21 protein-coding genes are annotated in these 21,888 nt (G+C 68.7%); 13 read left to right on the top strand and 8 right to left on the bottom strand.

Going from position 1 to position 21,888, the window contains the following annotated elements:
- Positions 1–13 precede the first annotated feature (13 nt).
- The 5 genes from IFU11_RS14500 (at position 14) to IFU11_RS14520 (ending at position 8,523) form a co-directional block, all read left to right on the top strand.
- Complete coding sequence (locus IFU11_RS14500) at positions 14–1,012, top strand: ABC transporter substrate-binding protein (RefSeq protein WP_086472835.1); 999 nt, start codon at positions 14–16, stop codon at positions 1,010–1,012.
- Between the two features lie 117 nt (positions 1,013–1,129).
- Positions 1,130–2,656, top strand: a complete 1,527-nt coding sequence (locus IFU11_RS14505) for a sugar ABC transporter ATP-binding protein (protein ID WP_079704714.1) — start codon at positions 1,130–1,132, stop codon at positions 2,654–2,656.
- A complete protein-coding gene (locus IFU11_RS14510; RefSeq protein ID WP_341864847.1) occupies positions 2,653–3,798 on the top strand; it encodes an ABC transporter permease in 1,146 nt (381 codons plus the stop codon). Before IFU11_RS14505 ends, IFU11_RS14510 begins: the two co-directional genes overlap by 4 nt.
- A complete protein-coding gene (locus tag IFU11_RS14515; protein WP_079704715.1) occupies positions 3,795–4,838 on the top strand; it encodes an ABC transporter permease in 1,044 nt (347 codons plus the stop codon). Before IFU11_RS14510 ends, IFU11_RS14515 begins: the two co-directional genes overlap by 4 nt.
- A 73-nt stretch (positions 4,839–4,911) precedes the next feature.
- Entirely contained in the window at positions 4,912–8,523 is a 3,612-nt protein-coding gene (locus tag IFU11_RS14520) for a family 43 glycosylhydrolase (RefSeq protein WP_192019392.1), read from the top strand.
- A 91-nt stretch (positions 8,524–8,614) separates the two neighbouring features.
- Here IFU11_RS14520 and IFU11_RS14525 read toward each other — a convergent pair whose 3' ends face one another.
- Positions 8,615–9,547 (bottom strand): NADP-dependent oxidoreductase, encoded by a 933-nt coding sequence (locus IFU11_RS14525; protein ID WP_192019393.1) that lies wholly within the window; start codon positions 9,545–9,547, stop codon positions 8,615–8,617.
- A gap of 91 nt (positions 9,548–9,638) precedes the next feature.
- On the opposite strand from IFU11_RS14525, the gene IFU11_RS14530 reads away from it, so the two are divergent.
- A complete protein-coding gene (locus IFU11_RS14530; protein WP_192019394.1) occupies positions 9,639–10,133 on the top strand; it encodes a MarR family winged helix-turn-helix transcriptional regulator in 495 nt (164 codons plus the stop codon).
- A 69-nt stretch (positions 10,134–10,202) separates the two neighbouring features.
- Here IFU11_RS14530 and IFU11_RS14535 read toward each other — a convergent pair whose 3' ends face one another.
- Positions 10,203–10,781 carry a TerD family protein gene (locus tag IFU11_RS14535; RefSeq protein ID WP_064295082.1) on the bottom strand — a complete coding sequence of 193 codons (579 nt, stop codon included), beginning with the start codon at positions 10,779–10,781 and terminating at the stop codon, positions 10,203–10,205.
- Between the two features lie 116 nt (positions 10,782–10,897).
- On the bottom strand, positions 10,898–11,650 hold the full coding sequence (locus tag IFU11_RS14540) for a GAF and ANTAR domain-containing protein (protein WP_192019395.1): 753 nt from the start codon (positions 11,648–11,650) through the stop codon (positions 10,898–10,900).
- A gap of 286 nt (positions 11,651–11,936) precedes the next feature.
- Between IFU11_RS14540 and IFU11_RS14545 the strand changes: the two genes are divergently transcribed.
- The 7 genes from IFU11_RS14545 to IFU11_RS14575 all read left to right on the top strand — a co-directional run bounded on the left by IFU11_RS14545 (position 11,937) and on the right by IFU11_RS14575 (position 15,668).
- Complete coding sequence (locus IFU11_RS14545; protein ID WP_192019396.1) at positions 11,937–13,046, top strand: fatty acid desaturase family protein; 1,110 nt, start codon at positions 11,937–11,939, stop codon at positions 13,044–13,046.
- A gap of 48 nt (positions 13,047–13,094) precedes the next feature.
- The gene (locus IFU11_RS14550; protein WP_162852293.1) at positions 13,095–13,250 is read left to right on the top strand and encodes a hypothetical protein; all 156 of its coding nucleotides are present in this window, start codon (positions 13,095–13,097) and stop codon (positions 13,248–13,250) included.
- A gap of 45 nt (positions 13,251–13,295) precedes the next feature.
- Positions 13,296–14,015, top strand: a complete 720-nt coding sequence (locus tag IFU11_RS14555; protein ID WP_192019397.1) for a tyrosine-protein phosphatase — start codon at positions 13,296–13,298, stop codon at positions 14,013–14,015.
- A gap of 113 nt (positions 14,016–14,128) precedes the next feature.
- Positions 14,129–14,431 (top strand): hypothetical protein, encoded by a 303-nt coding sequence (locus IFU11_RS14560; RefSeq protein ID WP_192019398.1) that lies wholly within the window; start codon positions 14,129–14,131, stop codon positions 14,429–14,431.
- Positions 14,431–14,772 carry a hypothetical protein gene (locus IFU11_RS14565; protein ID WP_228501453.1) on the top strand — a complete coding sequence of 114 codons (342 nt, stop codon included), beginning with the start codon at positions 14,431–14,433 and terminating at the stop codon, positions 14,770–14,772. The genes IFU11_RS14560 and IFU11_RS14565 overlap by 1 nt, the downstream gene beginning before the upstream one ends.
- Positions 14,773–14,838: 66 nt before the next feature.
- Positions 14,839–15,033 carry a hypothetical protein gene (locus IFU11_RS14570; RefSeq protein WP_191940231.1) on the top strand — a complete coding sequence of 65 codons (195 nt, stop codon included), beginning with the start codon at positions 14,839–14,841 and terminating at the stop codon, positions 15,031–15,033.
- Between the two features lie 35 nt (positions 15,034–15,068).
- Entirely contained in the window at positions 15,069–15,668 is a 600-nt protein-coding gene (locus IFU11_RS14575; RefSeq protein WP_191940232.1) for a hypothetical protein, read from the top strand.
- A gap of 79 nt (positions 15,669–15,747) precedes the next feature.
- Here the strand turns inward: IFU11_RS14575 and IFU11_RS14580 are convergent, their stop codons facing one another.
- The 5 genes from IFU11_RS14580 to IFU11_RS14600 form a co-directional block, all read right to left on the bottom strand.
- The gene (locus IFU11_RS14580; RefSeq protein ID WP_192019399.1) at positions 15,748–16,290 is read right to left on the bottom strand and encodes a GNAT family N-acetyltransferase; all 543 of its coding nucleotides are present in this window, start codon (positions 16,288–16,290) and stop codon (positions 15,748–15,750) included.
- 150 nt (positions 16,291–16,440) lie between these two features.
- Positions 16,441–17,127, bottom strand: coding sequence for a potassium channel family protein (locus IFU11_RS14585; RefSeq protein ID WP_228501455.1), 687 nt, complete (start codon positions 17,125–17,127; stop codon positions 16,441–16,443).
- Positions 17,120–18,499 carry a TrkH family potassium uptake protein gene (locus IFU11_RS14590; protein WP_191940235.1) on the bottom strand — a complete coding sequence of 460 codons (1,380 nt, stop codon included), beginning with the start codon at positions 18,497–18,499 and terminating at the stop codon, positions 17,120–17,122. The genes IFU11_RS14585 and IFU11_RS14590 overlap by 8 nt, the downstream gene beginning before the upstream one ends.
- A gap of 251 nt (positions 18,500–18,750) precedes the next feature.
- Positions 18,751–21,726, bottom strand: coding sequence for a helix-turn-helix transcriptional regulator (locus IFU11_RS20655; protein WP_192019401.1), 2,976 nt, complete (start codon positions 21,724–21,726; stop codon positions 18,751–18,753).
- A complete protein-coding gene (locus IFU11_RS14600; protein WP_192019402.1) occupies positions 21,723–21,887 on the bottom strand; it encodes a hypothetical protein in 165 nt (54 codons plus the stop codon). Before IFU11_RS14600 ends, IFU11_RS20655 begins: the two co-directional genes overlap by 4 nt.
- Between the last annotated feature and the right edge of the window lies 1 nt (position 21,888).

Genomic DNA, 21,888 nt, shown 5'->3' on the forward strand with positions numbered 1-21,888 from the left:
AAAGAGGAGAACAATGTTCAAGACAACACGTGTCCGCGCACTCGCGGGCCTCGCCCTGGTCGGCGCTCTCGCGTTCAGCGCGACCGCCTGCTCGAGCGGTTCCGGAAGCTCCGACGGCGACGCCGGTTCCGACGGCGAACTCACCACCATCGGCTTCGTGGCCGTCGGTCCCGAAGGCGGATGGCGCACCGCGAACGAGAAGAACATCCAGGACTCTTTCTCGAAGGAGAACGGCTTCGACCTCAAGTACGCACCGGCGACGAACGGCGACCAGAACTCGCAGATCACCGCCTTCACCTCGTTCATCGACGAGGGCGTCGACGCCATCCTGCTGTCCGCCACCGAGGCGACCGGCTGGGAGAGCGTCCTGGAGCGCGCGAAGGAGGCCGAGATCCCCGTGGTCCTGCTGGACCGCGGCATCGAGCCGAACGACACCGAGCTCTACACGAGCCGCATCGCCCCCGACAACGTCGGCATCAGCGCCTCGGCCGCCGAGTGGGCGAACGGTCAGTTCCCCGACGGCGCCAAGTACGTCGTCCTCGAGGGCCCTCCCGGCCTCTCCGTCGTCAACGACCGCAACAAGGGCTGGGACGACACCATCGACCCGAACTTCACCAAGCTCGAGTCGCAGTCGGCCAACTGGTCCACCGAAGAGGCGAAGAGCGTCTTCGAGACCATCCTCAAGGCGAACAACAACGACGTCCAGCTCGTCTTCGCACAGAACGACGAGATGGGCCTCGGCGCTGCACTCGCCGTCGAGGAGGCCGGCCTGAAGCCCGGAACCGACGTCAAGATCATCACGATCGACGGCACCAAGGCGGCGCTCGAAGCACTCGCCGCCGGACGCCTGAGCTTCGTCGCCGAGTACAACCCGCTGTTCGGTGAGACCGCGATCGACATCGTCAAGAAGGCACTCGCCGGCGACAAGGTCGAATCGGACATCGTGGTGCCGAGCGTCACGTTCGACTCCCCGGACGCCGCGACGGCAGCACTGCCCGAACGCGCCTACTGATCCGACCCGGTCGCCCGGCAGCCACTCCCTCGCTGCCGGGCGACCGCCCACCCGCTTCCCGGGGACCAGACTCCCCGGCGACGACGCCGGATCGACCGGCAGAACGACCAGGCAGACATGGCAATCACCGAGCCGATCGTCGAGATGCAGCACATCTCCATCGAGTTCCCGGGCGTCAAAGCCCTGCAAGACGTGGACTTCCGTCTCTTCCCCGGCGAGGTCCACACGCTCATGGGCGAGAACGGCGCCGGCAAGTCGACGCTCATCAAGGCGCTCACCGGTGTGTACAAGATCGACTCCGGTACGATCCTGGTCGCCGGAGGCCCCCGTTCCTTCTCCGGAACGGCGGACGCGCAGAGCGCCGGCATCTCGACCGTCTATCAAGAAGTGAACCTCTGCGACAACCTCACCGTCGGCGAGAACGTGATGCTCGGCCACGAGGTCCGCGGTCCCTTCGGCATCAACTGGCGCCGCACCCACGAAGCTGCACACGAAGCGCTCGTCGGGCTCGGCCTCGGGCACATCGACCCCAAGCAGCCGCTCTCGAGCATCTCGCTCGCGCTGCAACAGCTCGTCGCGATCAGCCGGGCCATGGTCACCAAGTCGAAGGTGCTCATCCTCGACGAGCCGACCTCCAGCCTCGACGCCAACGAGGTGGAGGGCCTCTTCCAGGTCATGCGCCGACTGCGCGACCAGGGCGTCGCGATCCTCTTCGTCTCCCACTTCCTCGACCAGGTCTACGCGATCAGCGACCGACTCACGGTGCTCCGCAACGGTGAGTTCGTCGGGGAGTACCGCACCGCCGACCTCAACCGCACCGAGCTCATCTCCAAGATGATCGGCAAGGACTACGGCGCGCTCGCCGCCCTGGGCTCCAACCGCGGCCGGACCGCCACAGCCGACACCCCGGCGTTCTACAGCGCCAAGGACCTCGGGCGGAAGGGCTCGATTGACCCCGTCGACATCGAGGTCCACGCCGGCGAGGTCGTCGGTCTCGCGGGGCTCCTCGGGTCGGGCCGCACCGAGCTGGGTCGGCTCATCTACGGTGCCGACCGTCCCGACTCCGGCACGGTCACGATCGACGGCACGACCGCCGAGGTCCACACGCCCATGGCCGGCCTGTCGAAGCAGATCGCCTTCTCCACGGAGAACCGACGCGACGAAGGCATCATCGGCGACCTGACCGTGCGCGAGAACCTCATCCTCGCCGTCCAGGCCCGCAGGGGCTGGGCGCGCCCGCTCTCCCGCCGCGAGCAGAACGAGCTCTGCGACAAGTACCTGCTCGAACTCAACGTCCGCCCCTCCGACCCGGAACGACCCATCAAGAACCTCTCCGGTGGTAACCAGCAGAAGGTGCTCCTCGGCCGATGGTTGGCGACGAAGCCGCAGCTCATCGTGCTCGACGAGCCGACCCGCGGCATCGACGTCGGCGCCAAGGCCGAGATCCAGGAGGCGATCGCCGCGCTCGCCGAGGACGGGATGTCCGTCGTGTTCATCTCCTCCGAGCTCGAGGAGGTCGTGCGTTTGAGCGAGCGGATCGTCGTGCTGAAGGACCACCGTAAGATCGGCGAGATCGTCAACGGACCCGAAGTCACCGCAGACACCATCGTCGACCTGATCGCCACCGAAGGGAGCGCCACGTGAGCGCCACCAGTCAGGGGCCGGCCCGTTCCGGTTCCTCCGCACGCGGCGGGCACGGCTCCGCACGCGGAGGCCAGGGCTCGGCCCGCGGCGTCGTCAGCACCATCGTCCACCAGCCCTACATCTGGGCGATCGTGACGTTGCTGCTCCTGCTCGTCATCAACCTCGTCAAGGACCCCGGCTACCTCGGGGTCTCCGTCAACGGCACGACCGGCAACCTGTCGGGCAACCCCATCGACATCCTGCGTGCGAGCGCCCCGATCATGATGATCGCGGTCGGGATGACGCTCGTGATCGCCACCCGCGGCATCGACCTCTCGGTCGGTTCCGTCATGGCGGTCTCCGGCGCCGTGTCGATGGAGTTCATGAGCAACCAGAGCGGCGGCGACGCGGGTTCGGCCATCGTCGCAGCGCTGCTCGCGCTCGCCGTGAGTGCCTTCCTCGGCACCGTCAACGGAGTGCTCGTCTCGATCGTCGGCCTGCAGCCGTTCATCACCACCCTGATCACGATGCTCGCCGGCCGCGGCCTCGCGAAGGTCATCACCTCGGGGCAGAACACCTCCGCCACGAACGAGCCCTTCCGCTGGCTCGCCAACGGCACGGTGTTCGGCTTCCCCGTGGTCTTCATCATCGCCGGTGTCATCGTCGCGATCGTCGCGTTCCTCGTCCGGCGCACCGCGCTCGGCCTGATGATCGAGTCGATCGGCATCAACCCGCGCGCCGCCCGGATGGCGGGTATCCGCCCGATCGGCATCCTCATCGCCGTCTATATCGTGAGCGCCGTCCTCGCGGGTGTCGCCGGGATCTTCAGCACCGCCAGCGTCATGACGGTCGAGGTCGCGAAGACCGGGTTGAACGCGGAGATGGACGCCATCCTCGCGGTCGTCATCGGCGGCACCTCGCTCGCCGGTGGCAAGTTCTCCCTCACCGGCAGCGTGATCGGCGCGCTCCTCATCGCGACGCTCGACAAGACGATCGTGTTCCTCTCCATCCCCTCCTCGGCGACGCCGGCATTCAAGGCCGTCGTGATCGTGATCATCTGCCTCCTCCAGTCACAGCGCGTGAGAGCCCTGTTCGCCCGGCGGAAGTCCCGGACGACGCCCACGGCGTCGGTCCCCACGCGAAAGGAAACGGTGTCCGCATGAGCACCCTCACCGACCGACCCGCACCTGACGCTCCGGTGCTCCCGCGGCGCTCGCTGCTGTCCCGGCTGACGCCCAACCTCGAGACCCTGCCCACCCTGGCTGCCGTCGTCATCTTCATCGGCATGGTCGTCTACGGCGAGATCGCCTACGGACGGATCGTCCAGGCCAGCACGATCTCGAACCTGCTCATCAACAACGCCTACCTGATCATCCTCGCCGTCGGGCTCACCTTCGTGATCCTCACGGGCGGCGTGGACCTCTCCGTCGGCGCGATCATCGCCATCAGCAGTCTGATCGGGGTGATGCTCGCGAACTCGGGCTGGAACCCGATCGCGGTCATGGTGATCATGATCCTGATCGGCTCCGCGTTCGGCGTGTTCTCGGGCGTGCTCGTGCAGTACTTCAACGTGCAACCGTTCATCGCCACCCTCGCGATGATGTTCCTCGGGCGCGGTCTCGCCTCGATGCTCAGCACCACCCCGGAGCGTCTCGCCGACGACTCGCCGATCCGTTCGCTCTCCACCGAGTGGAAGGTGATCGACGGCCCGAAGATCAACGACCTCATCACCACCCCGAACGTCCTGATCGCCCTGCTCGTCGTCGCCGCGGCGTTCGTGGTGCTCCACAAGACCCGCCTCGGCCGGACCGTCTACGCGATCGGCGGCTCGGAGCAGTCGGCGCTGCTCATGGGGCTGCCCGTCGTCCGCACGAAGCTCATGGTCTACGTGATCAGCGGCACGCTGGCTGGCCTCGCGGCCGTCGTCTACACTTCGAAGCTCGGCATCGCCCAGAACATCACGGGCGTCGGCTGGGAGCTCGACGCCATCGCCGCGGTCATCATCGGTGGCACGCTGCTGACCGGAGGCGCCGGCTTCGTCCTCGGCTCCGTCGTCGGCGCGCTCGTCCTCGGCCTCATGAACGTGCTCATCACCCGCGACGGCAGCATCCCGCCGGAGGCGACCACCATCATCACCGGCGGCATCCTGCTCGTCTTCGTCCTCCTCCAGCGACTCGTGGTCTCGCGCAAACGCAAGACCTGACGCCCGCACACCCCACCGCACCACCCGTTCCATCCCGCTCGACAACGACGCCGAACCAGGAGAACCAACCCCCATGAGACAACTGCGCCTCAAAACGGTCGTCGCGACCTCCATCGCGGCCCTGATCCTGCCGCTCGTCGGTGCCTCCGGCGCTGCCGCAGCGGTGTCGCCGGGGACCGTCCCGGCAGTGACATCCCAGTCCAGCTTCCGAGCCGCCCCCACGGCGCAGGAGGATCTGGACGCCGCCGCGGCGGCGCTCTCGATCGCGAACGTCGACGACGTGCGCGGCAATCTGACCCTGCCGGGAGCCCCCGAGGGGATCGACATCGCCTGGGCGTCGTCGGACACCACCGTGATCACCACCGACGGTGTCGTGACGCGGCCCGCCACGGACACCACCGTCACCCTGACCGCCACGCTGAGCCAGGGAGAGGCGACCGCGACCCGCGAGTTCAGCGCGACGGTCCGCGCGGCCATCGCGACCCCCGACTACGAGGGGTACGCCTTCGCCTACTTCACCGGCAACTCGCTCGCCGGCGAGAACATCTACTTCGCCGCCAGTGAGGGCAACAACGCGCTCGACTGGAACGAACTCAACGCCGGACGCCCGGTCCTCACCTCGGACGAGGGTACGAAGGGGCTGCGCGACCCGTTCCTCATCCGCTCTCCCGAGGGCGACACCTTCTACCTCATCGCCACCGACCTCTCGATCGGCAGCGGCACGTCCTGGGGTGACTCGGTCCGGAAGGGCAGCCACTACCTCGAGGTGTGGGAGTCCCACGACCTCGTGACCTGGTCCGACCAGCGGCACATCGAGGTCGCACCGGAGAACGCGGGCAACACCTGGGCACCCGAGGCGTACTACGACGACACCATCGGCGCGTACGTGGTCTTCTGGGCTTCGTCGCTCTACGGCGCCGACGACCCGGACCACACCGGGAACAGCTACCACCGCATGATGTACGCGACCACCCGCGACTTCACGACGTTCAGCGAGCCGCAGGTCTGGCAGGACCAGGGTGTCTCGCGGATCGACTCGACGGTGATCAAGTCGAGCGACACCTACTACCGCTTCACCAAGGACGAGGGCGCCGGTGGCACCGGGTGCGCCGACATCATCCAGGAGTCCTCGACGGACCTGCGGGCCACGCTCGAATCCTGGACGGTGCTCGACACCTGCATCGGTCGCGATGCCGGCACCAGTGCGGTCGAGGGGCCGACGGCGTTCGCCGCCAACCCTGGCGACGTCAACGGTGACAAGTTCTACCTCTTCGTCGACGAGTACGGCGGACGCGGCTACATCCCGCTCGAGACCGAGGACATCGCGAACCCGGACTGGCAGGTCGCGAAGGACTACGACCTGCCCGCGAGCCCGCGTCACGGCACGGTGCTCCCGGTCACGGCCGCAGAGCTGCAACTGCTCGAGGACAGCCTCGGCGGAGCACCCGAGCCGGTGCCCGCGAACGAGGACGGCGAGATCGTCCGTTACGACTTCGCCGAGTCCGACGGCTCGACGCTCACCGACGTGTCCGGCAACGGCCTCGACGCAGCGGTCGAGGGCGGTGCGACCTTCTCCGACGGCGCGCTGCAGCTCGACGGCGGCGACGACTACGTCAAGCTGCCGGACAACCTGCTCGCCGGCGTGAAGGACGTCACGGTGGAGGCGGAGGTCTGGATCGACCCGACGCAGGCCAACCCGTACTTCATCTACGGGCTCGGCAACACCACCGGTGGCGCCGGCGACGGCTACCTGTTCAGCACCGGCAACGCGTATCGGACGAGCCTCGCGACCGGCAACTGGAGCACGGAGCAGACGGTGTCGCAGGGCAAGGACCTGACGCGTGGTCGCTGGGCGAAGCTGACGTACACGTTGCAGGGCACGACGGCCACGATCTACCTCGACGGCATCGCCGTCGGGACCGGGACCGTCACCTCAGATCCGGGCGACATCGGCGGCGGGTGGACGAGCGCCAACTACCTGGGCCGTTCGAACTACGACGCCGACAACCGGCTGAAGGGTGCGTTCCGCGAGTTCGCGATCTACAACCGCGCGCTCTCGGCGGACGAGGTGCTCGCCGGCTCCGGGAACACCGCGGCACTCACCGACATCGGCCTCGAGGAGGACGTGCTCAAGACCGCCCCGATCGTCGACAACGACCGTCACGAGGTCGTCTTCCCGGTGCGCCCCGGAACGGACCGCACCGTCTTGAGCCCGACGTTCACGACCGCGGCCGGTGTCACGGCGAGCCCCGCCTCGGGGACCGCCGTCGACCTCAGCAGCCCCGTGACCGTGACGTTGACGCCGACCTCGGGTGAGGCCGTGACGTGGACGATGCGGGCGGTCGAGATGAAGAGCCCGGTCATCCCCGGTCTCTACGCCGACCCGAACGTCTTCGTCTGGGGCGACACCTACTACATCTATGCGACCTCCGACGGCTTCGCCGGCTGGGGTGGCAAGGAGTTCTTCGTCTGGTCGTCCAAGGACCTCGTCGACTGGGAGCGTTCGGCGGAGCCGATCCTCACGCTCGACGGCGCGAACGGGAACGTGCCGTGGGCGACCGGCAACGCCTGGGCACCGACGATCGGCGAGAAGGACGGGAAGTTCTTCTTCTACTTCAGCGGACACAACCCCTCGGTCGACCGGAAGACCATCGGCGTCGCCGTCGCGGACAGTCCGACCGGTCCGTTCACGGCTCAGCCGAATGCGATGATCCTCAACGACGAAGCGGTGACCTCGGGACAGGCGATCGACCCGGCCACGTTCACCGACCCGGTGACGGGGAAGAGCTACCTGTTCTGGGGCAACGGCTCGCCGGTGTACGCCGAGCTGTCGGACGACATGCTGTCGATCAAGGCCGACACGCTCAAGCGCATCGACGGCCTGACCGACTTCCGTGAGGGCGCCTTCGTCAACTACCGGGACGGGATCTACCACCTGACGTACTCGATCGACGACACCGGCTCGGAGAACTACCGGGTCGGCTACGCGACGGCTACGAGCGTCGACGGCCCGTGGACGTACCACGGTGTGATCCTGCAGAAGAAACCCGAACTCGGCATCCTCGCCACGGGTCACAGCTCGATCCTCAACGTGCCGGGAACCGACGACTGGTACATCGTCTACCACCGGTTCGCCATCCCGGGTGGTGACGGCCAGCACCGCGAGACGACGATCGACCGGCTGACGTTCGACCCGGAGACGGGCCTCATGAACCCGGTCGTCCCGACCCTCGAGAGCGTCGGCCCACAGCGGATCGCGGTGCCCGGTGCCGAGGGCACGCTGACGATCGACCAGCCGTCGGTGCGGGTGGGTGAGTCGATCTCGGTGTCCGGGTCCGGCTTCGCCGCGGGGGAGCAGGTGCGGTTCACGCTGTTCTCCACCCCGACCGACCTCGGGACCGTCGTCGCGGACGCTTCGGGTGCGTTCGTGGCGACGCTCACGGTGCCCGCTTCGGTGGTGCCGGGTGCACACACCCTGCAGGCGCTGGGCGCGGACTCCGGCATCACGGCCGAGGCGGCGCTGACCGTCCTGGCCGCGGATGCCGCGGCTCCCGGCGCTGCGGGCTCCGGTCCTGGGGCGCTGTCGACCACCGGTGTCTCGGTCGTCGGATTCGTCGGCCTGGCCGGGCTGCTCCTCGCAGCCGGCGCGTGGCTGGTCGTCCGTCGCCGACGCGTCGCGTCGTAGCCCGCGCCGACACAGCACCGATCCCGTCCGGGGTGACCATCGTCACCTTGGACGGGATCGCCGTCTGTCCGGTCGCGACGAACCGGGCTGATCATGCCGGCAGGACGATCACCTTGCCGGCGATCCGGCCGGCAGCGGCTTCGGCGTGGAGCGCGGGCAGCTCCGTGAGCGGGATCCGGCGCGTCACCTCGACCGTCAGCGACCCTTCGTCGACGAGGGACACGAGGGTGGACAGTCGGTCGCGGTTCCGCAGGACGAAGACCGTCGCCGCGCGGACCTGCCGCGCCTCGTCCCCAGGCGTCGGCATCCACGCGGTGGTGCTCACCACTGCACCGCCGTCGCGGACGAGCCCGACGAGCGCCTCGAACTGCTCCGGGTCGATCGGCGCGAGGTTGAGGAGGACATCGATGGGTGCCGACACTGCACCGAGGAGGTCGGACGCCGTGTGGTCCACGACCTCGTCCGCTCCGGCGGCCCGGACCGCCGCCTCACTCCGCGGGCTGGCCGTCGCGATGACGTGCACCCCGGCGCGCTTGGCGAGTTGGATCGCGTACTTGCCGACGACCCCGCCGGCGCCGACGATCAGGACGCGCTGACCCGACTCGAGACCGCCGTCGTCGAACAGCGCCTGCCAGGCGGTCAGGGCGACCGAGGGGAGGGCGGCGGCGTCCGCGAGCGGGATGGTCGTCGGTGCTGCGACGACGGCCTCCGCCGGTGCGACGACGTACTCCGCCGCGCCGCCGTCGAGCTCCATCGGGAGGAAACCGATCACGGCGTCGCCGACGGCGAGTCCCTCGACGCCCTCGCCGAGCGCGTCGACCGTGCCCGACACGTCGTAGCCGGGGACGTGGGGGAGCTGGACCGGGATCGGCAGGAAGCCGGCCCGCATGCCGTTGTCGGCCGCGTTGAACGCCGACGCGGCGACGCGAATGCGCACCTGCCCCGCGGCTGGAATCGGCTGCTCGATGTCGCTGTAGTGGAGGACCTCGGGTCCGCCGACCTCGTGGAACTGGACTGCCTGCATGATGCTCTCCTTCGTCAAGTGCTTCGAATTTGAAGCAACTGGCATGACGATAACACTGCTTCGAACTCGAAGCAACACCTAGAATGGATCCATGGCCGAAACCCCTGCATCCCTCACCCCGACCGAGCTCGGCGCGTACTTCGCGTTCACCGAGGTGAGTAGCCTCCTGCGTCCGGCGGTCGAGCAGCAGCTCCGTGAGGCGGGGGAGTTGAGCTACGTCCAGTTCCAGTTGCTGGCGCGCCTCGGTGATGCGCCGGACGGTCACCAGCGCATGACGGATCTCGCGGACGGCGTGGTCTACAGCCGCAGCGGGCTCACCTACCAGGCGCAGTTGCTCGAACAGCGGGGACTCATCACCCGCTCGCCGTCACCGGACGACGAGCGCAGCACGGTCGTGGCGATCACGACAGCTGGCCGGGACGTGCTCGCCGCAGTGTTCCCTGGCCACATCCAGGCCGTCAGGGACCTGCTCTTCGCGCCACTCGACGACGACGACGTCAGCGAGCTCGCCCGCATCCTCGGGCGGGTCAGCGAGCACCTCCGGGCAGCGCCGCCACGCTCGGCAGGACGTCGTCGGAAGGCGTGATCGGGATGTTGTAAACCACGCAGCCCTCGGCCGAATCCGACCGAGGGCTGCGTGGGTGATCGTGCCGACTCAGTCGAGCGGGACGCCGAAGTCGCCCGCGATGCCTGCCAGGCCGGTGGTGTAGCCCTGGCCGACGGCACGGAACTTCCACTCCGAGTTGTACCGATAGATCTCGGCGAACAGCATCGCCGTCTCCTGGGAGGCGTCCTCGGTGAGGTCGTAGCGGACGATCTCCTGCTGGTCCTGGTCCATGACCCGGCAGAAGGCGTCGCGGACCTGGCCGAAGTTCTGGCGGCGGTTGTCGGCGTCGTGGATCGAGACCGCGATGACGATGCGTGAGACGTCGGGCTCCACGGCGCGGAGGTCGATCGTGATCTGCTCGTCGTCGCCGTCACCCTCGCCGGTGCGGTTGTCGCCCTGGTGCACGACCGAGCCGTCGGGCGTCGACATCTGGTTGTAGAAGATGAAGTCCGCGGGGGTTCGGATCTTGCCGTTCTCGGCGACGAGGATGGCGGAGGCGTCGAGGTCGAACGCGACGCCGACGGTCGTGCGCGGGTCCCACCCGAGACCGACCGTGGCGATGGTCAGCCCTGGACTGGTCTTCGTGAGCGAGAGGTTGTTGCCTTTGGAGAGGCTGAGGCCTGCCATGGGTGTGTTCCTTCGAGAGTGCTCGGTGATGTTCGAACCTCCATCCTGCCCTGTTCCGGCTGAGTTTGGAGTGGGTTGTGGAGGATCGACCAGCCGCCCCACGGCCGCAACGGTGGTCAGGCGCCGTCCGCTCCAGGGGAGCCGGCCGCCGTGACCTCGTGGAGCGGCACCTCCTCGCGGGCGACCGCAGCGGCGACGTCACCGAGCCGCCGCTGGCGGGTGCGTGCGTACTGCCGGATCATCCCGAAGGCCGTGTCCATGTCGACCCCCGCCGCACGGGCCAGATACCCCTTCGCCTGCTCGATGGCGACCCGGCTCTCGAGTGCGCGTTGGAGTTGCTCGGTGGCGAGCGTCGCGTTCTCGATCGTGCGTTGCTGGAGGAGGCTGATCGTCGCGACATCGGCCAGCGCCTGGGCGGCGCGGGCGTCGGCGCCGTTGAGGGCGCCCTCGGTCTCGCGGAACAGGTTCAGTGACCCGACGGTCGTGTCGCGGAGCCGCATGGGGATCGCGTGGACGCCCGCGTATCCGCGTTCCTTCGAGGCCTCCGCGAACCTCGGCCAGTGTTCCTGGAGCTCCTCGGCGCTCTCCGCGGTGACCAGTCGGCCGGTCGTCACCGCTGCGATGCACGGCCCCTCGCCGGCGTTGAGTTGGAGGAGACCGATGAACTCGCTCCGCTCGCTCGTGGACGCGACGACCTGCAGGACGTCGTCGCGGTCTGCCAGGTGGATGGCCCCGGCGGCGGCGTCGAACAATTCGACCGCCCGGTCGACCAGCGTCTGCAGCACGTCGACGACGTCGTAGTCGGCGACGAGGCTGTCGGTGAGGGTCACGAACGTCTCGATGAGCCGTGCTTCGCGCGTGTCGTCCATGGGCGTGTTCGTCCTCATCTGTTGATCAGCGGATCAACCGTAACCGAGGCCGGAGGTCGTCCATGACCGCCGGTGATCGAGATCCGCTCGTGCGGATTTGCACCGGGTCGCGAGACCGTTCTACGCTGAACGAGCGCTGCCCCAGACCCCGGTTGCCGGATTGTTCGTCCTTTCTGATGATGCCCAGGAGCCTCATGAGCACGCACCCCGTCGGCCTTCTTCTCGCGCGCCGTCGGCGACCATCGTGGTCGACGAGACCGCCTGTCGCACCGGCGGAGGGCGTCCGATGACGGTCGAACGCAGCAGCGGGTTCCGGAAGACCGGCCCCAGTGGGAGACCCCGGACAGGCGGGACCTCGAGCTACTCCGAGATCCTCGCCGAGGTGAAGTCGGCCGGTCTGCTTCGACGACGCTACGGCTTCTACTGGACGCTGTTCGCCGTCCTGGTGCTGGCCACCGCCGGTTGCTGGGTCGCCTTCGCGTTCCTCGGTGACTCCTGGCTGCAGCTGTTGGTCGCGGCGGCGCTGGGCGTGCTGTTCACGCAGTTCGCCTTCCTGTCCCACGAGGCCGCGCATCGGCAGGTGTTCGAGTCCCGTGCGTGGAACGACTGGGCGGGCCGTTTCCTCGGCACCTTCCTGGTCGGACTGAGCTACTCGTGGTGGATGAACAAGCACACCCGTCACCATGGCAACCCGAACACGGTGGGCAAGGACCCCGACATCCAGCCCGACACGATCCGCTTCCTGCCGGAGGACGTCGACACCGTGCGGAACCGGGCGGCGAGGATCTTCTACCGTCACCAGGGTTGGTTGTTCTTCCCCCTCCTCACCCTCGAAGGCCTCAACCTGCACTGGCTCGCGATCCGCTCCGTCGTCAGCGGTGTCGGGACGCGGGCCGGCGTGCGCGACCGGGTGATCGAGGGCGTGATGCTCGTCGCACGCTTCGGGATCATCCTCACGATCGTGTTCTGGTTCCTGCCGTTCGGCATGGCGTGCGCGTTCCTCGGTGTGCAGCTCGCGGTGTTCGGCGTCATGATGGGTGCCTCGTTCGCCCCGAACCACAAGGGGATGCCGACGATCGCCCATGACGCGAACGTCGACTTCTTCTCCCGGCAGGTCCTGACGTCGCGGAACGTCGTCGGCGGATGGTGGGTGTCGTTCCTCATGGGCGGCCTGAATTACCAGGTCGAGCACCATCTGTTCCCCTCGATGCCGCGCCCCGCGCTCAAAGAGGCGCGACGACTCGTCCGCGACCACTGCGCCGCGCTCGACGTCCCGTACACCGAGACCACGCTGCTGCGCTCGTACGGCATCGTCATCCGCTACCTCAACCGCGTCGGCCTCGGAGCTCGCGATCCGTTCGCATGCCCGCTCGTCGCCGAGCTCCGCATACACTGAGCCACCATCACCGACCACCGTCACCCCACGGAATCAGGAACCCAAGCCATGCAGATCATCATCGTGCTCCTCGTCATCTGGGCGATCCTCTCCATCGTCGGCTTCGCGCTGAAGGGCCTGCTGTGGCTCGGGATCATCGGCATCGTCCTCATCATCGGCACGATCGTCTTCGGCGCCATCCGACGCGCTGCCAGCAAGCGCTAACTCGCAGTCGGAAGCCGCCCGGTCGGTTCGGGTACGCTCTGCCAGATGCGGAATCTGGACTGGGACGGCCTGCGCAACCTCAGGGATCTCGGCGGCCTGCCGACACCGCTGTCGTCCACCGGCCTGACCGTGCGCGGGCGCGTCGCGCGGGGTCCCCGCCGTGAGCTCCTCACCGCTGCAGGGTGGGACGCCGCGATGCGATGGGGGCTGCGGTCCGTGGTCGACCTCCGCAGCGCCGATGAGACCGGAGCGCGCGAAACCGACCCTGGTGTCCGGCCACCAGCCGAGCTGGTGATGACGCTCGCGCCGACCGAGGATCAGACCCATCCGGAGTTCCGCGAGGTGTGTCTTCCGATCCTCGACTCCCCGGAGTACTGGCAGCACAACGTGCGCATCCTGCCGGAGCTCGTCCGCGGTGCGCTGGAAGCGGTCGCCTCATCCGACCCCGGGGTGCTGGTGCACTGCGCAGCCGGCCGGGACCGCACCGGCATGATCAGCGCGCTGCTCCTCGCAAACGCCGGCGTCCCCGATGACGCCATCGTCGACGACTACGCGGCATCGGTCCGTGCCATGGCCGGGACGGCGCCCCACGGCGGCCCGACCCACGACCGCCAGGCGTCGTGGACGTCGGAGCAGGTCGACGTCTTCCTCGACGAGGTGGCGCCCCACGTGCGAGCCTTCGTCGCCGATGCGGACGGTGTCTTCGACACCCTGGGAGTTGACGAAGCATCCCGACAGAGGCTGCGTCAGCTCCTGCTGCCCTGACTGTACGCGGCCGGCACGTTCGGAGCCGTCCAGCGTGCTGCGAGCAATCGCTAGCCCACAGGTGTCCTCAAAGTCGTACGAGTTTCGGGACGAGAAGTTGGTACACTTGCGCCATGTCGATCTCTTCCGCGATGCCCATCCAGCCGGTGCTGCCCACGTCTGAAGCGCGTACCGAGTTGCCGAACGCGTTGCGCAGGTTCCGCTCCGAGGGTGTGATGGCGCAGCCCATGGTGTTCGGCGGTCACCGTCGTGCCGAGGGCGTCGTCATCCCGTTCGAGCTCTACACGGAGTTGCTGCCTGTGATCGAAGACATCGAGATCGCACACTTGGTGCGCGAGCGCGCTGCCGTTGGTGGGTCGGGGTCCCTGGCTGATGTCGCTCTCGGTCTCGGCCTCGATCCTGACGACTACCGCTGATGGCGGCATCCCTCAAGCTGACTGCTCTTCTCCCGGGCTTTCAGCAAGACATCGACGCGCTCCCGGACCTCGCCACGAAGAAGATGGCGCTGGACATGCTCGTCCTCGTCCGGGACGGGAAGATCGCGGGCGTGAAGCTCGACTCGCGAGTTGGCACCGGGGACCTGGGTGATTGTCGCAAGCTCTACTTCGACCCGGACGGATCCGGAAAGCCGAGGTACCGACTCGTCTACCGCTACACGCCGGATGAGATCCACGCCGTCGCCGTCGAGGCTGTCGCCGTCGGGCGGCGTGCGAACCTCGACGCCTATCAGCGGGCCATCGTCAATCTCGGCCGGTGAAGGCCGAACTGCGGCGCGGGTGAGCAGCTGCCGGTTCGCCATCGCCTCTTTGGAGACGGCTCCACAGTGGCGGGGACGGCACCCCACAGCGGCCCGACCCACGACCGCCAAGCGTCGTGGACGTCGGAGCAGGTCGACGCCTTCCTCGACGAGGTGACCCCGCACGTGCGGGCGTTCGTCGCCGATGCGGACGGGGTCTTCGAAACAGTCGGCGTCGACGAGGCGGCCCGGAGGGAATTGCGTCTGCTGTTGCTGCCGTGACGGGCGATGCCCGGCTTCTCGCGGGAGAATGAGCCATGCAGACGCGCTCAAAGATCCTCAAGCGGCTCGGTCTCGCCCAGCAGAGCTCCACGATCGTGAAGCTGAACCGGGTGTCCGCCCCGGACGAGACCCTCGATGGGTTCGTCGTCGCCATCGGTCACAAGTGGGTGCTCGTCGCACCGATAGCCACAGGAGGGTTCTTCGACGGCTACACGGTCATCCGCGTCCGCGAGATCGCCAGAGTCCGGTTCGATCGATCGTTCCAACGCCGCTTCTCCGAAACTCGACCCGAGTGGCCCGTGAACCCTCCGCCCGGTCGGCCGACGCCCGATCTGGACTCGACCCGCGGCATGTTGCGGTCGTTCCTCGCGGAGGGAGTCCTCTGCGCGCTCGAACGCCGGAACAAACCCGACCTCCTGTGGGTCGGTGTGCCCGCCGAACTGAGACGTCGCTGGTTGTATCTGCTCGAGGTTCGATCTGATGCGACGTGGCACGCCGGCCCGTTGGGCTATCGACTCCGGACCATCACCCTCGTCCGCACGGGTGATCAGTACTTGCGTGCGCTGGCCGCCGTGGCTGGGCCCGCGCCCGTCGAAGACGGCTCGTCCTGGTGGTCTCCTCCCGAGCAGGGGTGACCGGACCGCACGAGAGTGATCGGACGGTCCTCACAAGGGCGGTTCCCGGTCCGCGCCGAGACACGCGCGCCGGCCCGCCTCACGGCTCGTCGTCCCAGGGGACCGGCGTCGTCGTGCCCGACTGCACGTCGCTCCGGAGGATCGCGTAGGCGACCGATGCGAGTGGCAGTCCGCCGTCGACGGGCCAGCCCTCGCGGTAGTGGGCCTCCTTCACCCAGTCGGCCCGACGGAAGGCACGACGCATGGCGACGTTGTCCTCGCGGGTCTGCCCTTCGAGCTTGCGGACCGACGGGAACCGCCCGAACACCTCGTTGACGATGACCGGCAGCACCGCTGTTCCGATCCCGCGCCCTCGGGCGTCTTCGGCGAGCCGCAGGTCGATCAACGCCGTGTCCTCCTCCAGGTCCTCGAGGGTGACGACTCCCACCACCTCACCGTCTGCGAGGACCCAACATCCGAAGGCGCCGGGCCCGTCGACGACGCCGTCCACCAGGCGTGCACGCGCATCCTCAGCTGTCGGTCGCGGCCGCACGTGGAAGGGGAACTCGTGAGTGCTCAAGAACTCGACGAACGCGTCGTCGTCCCGAGGGCGCTCGATGGGTTGCAGGCTCAGCTGTGACATCCGCCCAGTATCGCAAGGTCGCCACGGCGAGCTTGAGCAGGATGGCCGAGACGTGGACGCTCGCCCTCTTCGCGCTGAGGAACCGGCGCTCATCGATCTGACGAAGGTGACGCCGCACGTGCGAGCCTTCGTCGCCGACGGCTACGGGGTCTACCGCGGTAGCGCTGCGAACCGCTCCGTCTTGTCCGTCGGGCCGAGGACCAGGAGGCGCTGGCCGGCGGTGAGGATCGTGTCGCCGGTCGCATAGGTCCACCGGTCGTCGTGCCGGACGGCGACGACGGTCACGCTGAACCGGTCGCGGATGCGCGCGGCGGTCAGCGTCTGCCCGACGACCTCTGCCGGAGCGGTCGTCTTGGCCATGACGAAGTCCTTCTCCACCGCGAGGAAGTCGAGCATCCCGCCGCCGCGGACGAGGTGCGCCACGCGACGCCCCATGTCGGACTCGGGGTAGACGACGTGCTCGACCCCGATCTGCTCGAGGATGAGCCCGTGCTGCTCGCTGACGGCCTTCGCCCAGATGCTCGTGGTGCCGCGGCGCTTCAGGAGCGACGCGGTCAGGATGCTCGCCTGCAGGTCGGTGCCGATGGCGATCACGACCCGGTCGAACTCGTCGATGCCGAGCTGGTCCAACACGCCCTCACGGGTGGTGTCGGCACGCACCACGTGGGTGAGGACGCCGTTCAGCGACTGGACGATGTCCTCGTCGGTGTCGATCCCGAGGACCTCGGTGCCCGATTCGACGAGCTCGGTGGCGAGGGCGCGCCCGAACCGTCCGAGGCCGATGACGACGACGGACTCGACGCCGCGCTGACGCTTGTTGCTGAACGGTCTAGCCAATGATCGGACGCTCCTTCGGGAGTTCATACAGACGGGTCTCGGTCCGAAGCGCGAGCGCGGAACCGAGGGCGATGGGGCCGATGCGGCCGACGAACATGAGGACCACCAGGATCAGCTGCGCGGCGACCGGGAGAGAGGCGGTGATGCCGGTGGAGAGTCCGACCGTCGCGTAGGCGGAGATGACCTCGAACAGGACGCGGTCGAGGCTGTAGTCGGTCATCAGCATGATCGCGGCCGTTGCGCCGACGACGAGGCCGACGGACAGGAGCGCGACGGTGATGGCCTCCCGGTGCGTCGACCGCGGGAGACGCTTGCCGAACATGTTCACCGCCGCACCGCCGCGCAGCTCGGTCACGATGATGAAGAACAGCACCGCGAAGGTGGTGATCTTGAGTCCGCCGGCGGTGCTCGCCGGGCCACCGCCGATGAACATGAGGATGTCGGTGACGAGCCACGTGACCGGGTGCATCTGACTGACGTCGAGGTTGTTGAACCCGGCGGTGCGGGGGAGGACGCCGGCGGTGAACCCCGCCAGCAGCCGGTCGGCCGGAGCGAGCGCACCGAGCGTCGCCGGGTTCGACCACTCCAACGCGGTGATGAACCCGCAACCGAGGACGAGCAGGATCACGGTGCCGACGACGACGGTCATCGTGTTCAGCGTCCACCGCGAGGGCGTTCGGAACCGCCGTCGGAGTTCCAGGATCACGCCGAATCCGAGCCCGCCCAGGATGACCGCCCCGCAGATGGTCAGCGAGATCCACGGGTCGGTCGCGTACCCCATGATGCTGTCGCTGAACAGGGCGAAGCCGGCGTTGTTGAAGGCCGACACCGCGTGGAACACCCCGTACCAGATCGCATCGCCCGGTGCCCAGTTGTAACCGATCATCCAGCGCAGGGCGAGGATGATCGCGCAGAGGGCCTCGACGCCGAGCGCGATGAGGATGACGCCGCGCAGGACCCGGCGCACGTCGCCGATCGCCAACGTGTGGGTCTCACTGACCGCGGTGAGCCGTGTCCGCAGACCGAGCCGCCGGGCGACGAGTAGACCGAGAAGTGTCGCGAACGACATCACCCCGATGCCGCCGATCTGGATGAGCGCGAGGATGACGGCATGCCCGAACGGCGTCCAGAACACCGGGGTGTCGACGATGATGTGGCCGGTGACGCAGATGGCGCTCGTCGCGGTGAACAGCGCCTCGATGAGGTTCGCGCCGCCCGGGCCGGTCTTCGAGATGGGAAGCATCAGGAGCAGGGTGCCGACGAGGGTCGCAGCCCCGAACGCGATCGAGATGACCTGGACGGGACGCGCTGCGGCGAGTTGCCCACGGCGGCGGGCTCTGCCGCCGGCCGACCTCGATCCGTCTCTCGCCACCCGAGAACCATAGCGGCCAGTGCGGCTCGTCGGTGATGCGGACCGATGTCGCGCGTGCTCCGGATGACGATGCGGTCATCAGTACAGATGCTTGGAGCGCCCGGCTATCCACAGAGCGCAACGGGCCACGCGACGCCCGGCTCCGTGATTACGCTGATGCCCGACAGGACCCTTTCGCCCTGTCGGGGTTCCCGGCCGGCTTCCCCTCGATTCCGGCCGGGACCCACTTCACCGCCAGGCGGACGTCAGGGTCAGTTGGCGTGTCCGGCGCTCGCCGCGAGCAACCCGCTCGCTCCGGCGACCATGGCGGCCTCGGTCCGGGTCGCCACTCCGAGCTTCCGCAGGATGGCCGAGACGTGGACGCTCGCGGTCTTCGCGCTGATGAACAGGCGCTCGCCGATCTGTGGGTTGCTCAGGCCCTCCGCGATGAGCTGCAGCACCTGGCGCTCCCGGGCGGTCAACTCGACGGAGCCGCTCGTGCCGCGCGCTCGGGGGCGGCCGTCGAGGTTCAGCGACGCTCGCTCCGCCAACGCCCGCGCACCGTCGAGCACGAGGCCGGCACCGAGCGTCGTCGCCTCGGCGACCGCGACGACGAGCGTGTCCTGTGCGCCGGGGCGATCACCGGCGGCCACGCGCGCCTCAGCCAGCCGGAGCGCCGTGTAGGGCGCGAGCGCGGCCGGTGCGAACGGACGCTCGGCCATCGCGCGAGCCGCCTCCCACGCACCGACGTCGTCACCGGTGCCGTCCGGCCCGCCGAGTTCGGCGTCGACCAGCGCGCTCCACAGCGGTGCGGTCGGCCAGAACCGCTCCTCGGCGAGCAGTGCGCGCCAGCGTTCCTCCAGTTGCCGGAGCTGATCGTCGTCGACACCCGCGAAGGGCCCGGACGCCACGTCGAGCGTGCCGGTGGCCAGCGCGACACGGACCCGAGCCAGGACGCGGGCCGCGTCCGCCAGCGCCGGGAGGTCGTACGCCGGCATCGGGCGGTGGTCCGGTGCATCGAACACGCCGACCCCCGCCGGCGACCATGCCCCGCCGAGGTCGCCGGCCGCCAGCCCGACCTGCATCACGACGCGGGCGACACCGAACCGCGTCTGCACCTCCAGGCCGGACAGGGAGAGCATCCCCTTCCGCCACCGGCGGTACATGGTCGCCGCACTCTCGGTGTCGCCTCGCCAGAGGGTGAGCAGGATCAGCGACTGGCGGAGGTACACCGAGAACGCGAGGGGCGGCTGCAGTGCCAGTGCCCGATGCACACGCTCCTCCGCGTCGTCCCAGCGCCCGAGCGCCACCAGCGGGTCGACCGCGTTCGACGACAGGATGAGACCCGAGCTGCGCTCGACACCCAGCTCCTTCGCCCGTGCGACGCCTTCCAATGCCGACGCAAGCGCCTCCTCGTACGAGCCGAGCAGGTTCGCCATGTCGGACGCGTTCACCCGGTACCGGAGCAGGGCGCTGCCGTCGCCGTCCGCCAGCGTCTCAGCGGTCGCGAGCATCCTGCTGCCGCTCTCCAGGTCACCGTGGTGGATGCGCGCGATCCCACCGATGTTCGCGGCGACCGAGGCGTTCCGTGCCGAACCGGTGCGGACGGCCTCCCGGGCGGCCTCGTCGGCGTACTCGATCGCCCGCTCCAGCCGCCCGATGATCATGTGCCGCGCGCCGAGACTCGTCAGCAGCACCCCGCGCAGGTCGCCGGGGGTGCCCGGCGGGACCCGGTCGAGCGCCTGTTCGAGGAGGTCCACCGAGCCCGGTCGCCCGAGGTTGGCGAGGTAGAACGCCTTGTCGCGGAGGAGCTTGGCCTGGTCGAGGTCGTCGCGGTCCTCGGGCGTCGCGAGCACCTCGTCGACCATGGCGATCGCCCGGTCCATCCAGCCGGCGTTCCGCAAGGCGCTCGCCGTCCGTCGCATGAGTTCCGAACGCGAGCGGCCGACGAGTGCCGCGGCATCGGGGACCTGGTCCCAGATCTCCAGGAGACGCTCGCCGAGCTGCGACTCCGTGCTGTACGCGTATGCAGCGTGAGCCTGCTCCATGGCGCGCACGGTCGCGGGGAAGGCCCGTCCGAAGTCGCGGGCGAGCATCCAGTGGTGCGACACCGCCGCAGCGACCGGCTCACCACCGACGCCTGCCTCCAGCGCCTCGGCGAACCCCGCGTGGAACCGGCTCCGTTCGCCGGGCAGCAGATCGTCGTGGATCGCCTCCCGGACCAGTGCGTGTCGGAACTCGTACGTGGTCGCGTCCGCGACGAGGACGTTCGATCCGATCGCCTCCCGCACGCCGATGTCGAGAGCGTCGGGGCCGCCCGTGAACACCCGCTCCAGGAGGGCGTGCTCGACGCAGACGCCACCGGCCGAGATCACGCGCAGCAGCTGTTGGGTCGCGGGCGCGAGGCGCTCGTAGCGCGCGAGCAGCAGTTCGCGGAGCGTGTCCGGGAGCTCGTCGCCCTCGCCGTCGCGGTCCTGGTCGAGACCGAGCAACTCCTCGACGAAGAACGGGACGCCCTCGCTCCGCGCGTACACGCTGTCGATCGAGACCGTGTCGAGCGACGTGCCACGGATGGCGATCGCCTGGCGGAGTACGTCGCTGCGGCTCAACCGTTCGAGGCTGTGCCGCTCGACGCGCCTCGTGCGGTCGAGCTCGGCGAGGAACCCGCGCAACGGGTGTCCGCGGGAGACGTCCTCGCTCCGGAAGGTGAGCACGATCATCACGCGATCGCAGGTGAGGGCACGGACGAGGAACGCGAGCAGGCTGAGCGTCGCGCCGTCTGCCCAGTGGACGTCTTCGACGACGACCACGACCGGCCGGTCGCGGGAGAGCGCCTCGAACAGCACGGCGACGGTCTCGTGGAGCCGCCCGACGCCGCCCTCCCGTTGGTCCTCCGCATCGGGACCGAGTGTCGGCAGCAGCGTCGCGAGGGAGGCCTTGCCCGGGCCCGCGGCCTCCAGCACCGCGTCGCGCCCGCGCTGCCCGACGAGGTCCTTCATGAGGCCGAGGACCGGTGCGTAGGGTGCGGCGACGTCACCGAGGTCCACGCACTGGCCCGTGATGACGAGCGCCGACGACCGGACCGACCGCGTGAACTCGGTGAGCAGGCGCGTCTTGCCGATACCGGCCTCGCCGCTCAGGACCACACTGCGTGACTCGCCGGCGGCGACGGCGTCGAACACGGCCTGCAGCGCTCTGAGGTCGGAGGCGCGCCCGATCATCGTCGGGCTGGTGGTGGGCAGGCTCACCACTCCATGGTCCCACCCTCGTCACCATCGGCCGCGGCCTCCTCGAGTCGTCGCTCCCGGTGGCGACGCTCCCGCTCGAGGTCCCGCTGGAGTTCCTGCTCGATGAAGCGTCTCGTCTCGACGGACGCGAACGGGCTGTAGCTCGCACTCGTGATCAACATG

Origin of the sequence: Plantibacter sp. CFBP 8804 (assembly GCF_014841225.1) — a bacterium.
In the GTDB taxonomy this organism is placed as follows: domain Bacteria; phylum Actinomycetota; class Actinomycetes; order Actinomycetales; family Microbacteriaceae; genus Plantibacter; species Plantibacter auratus.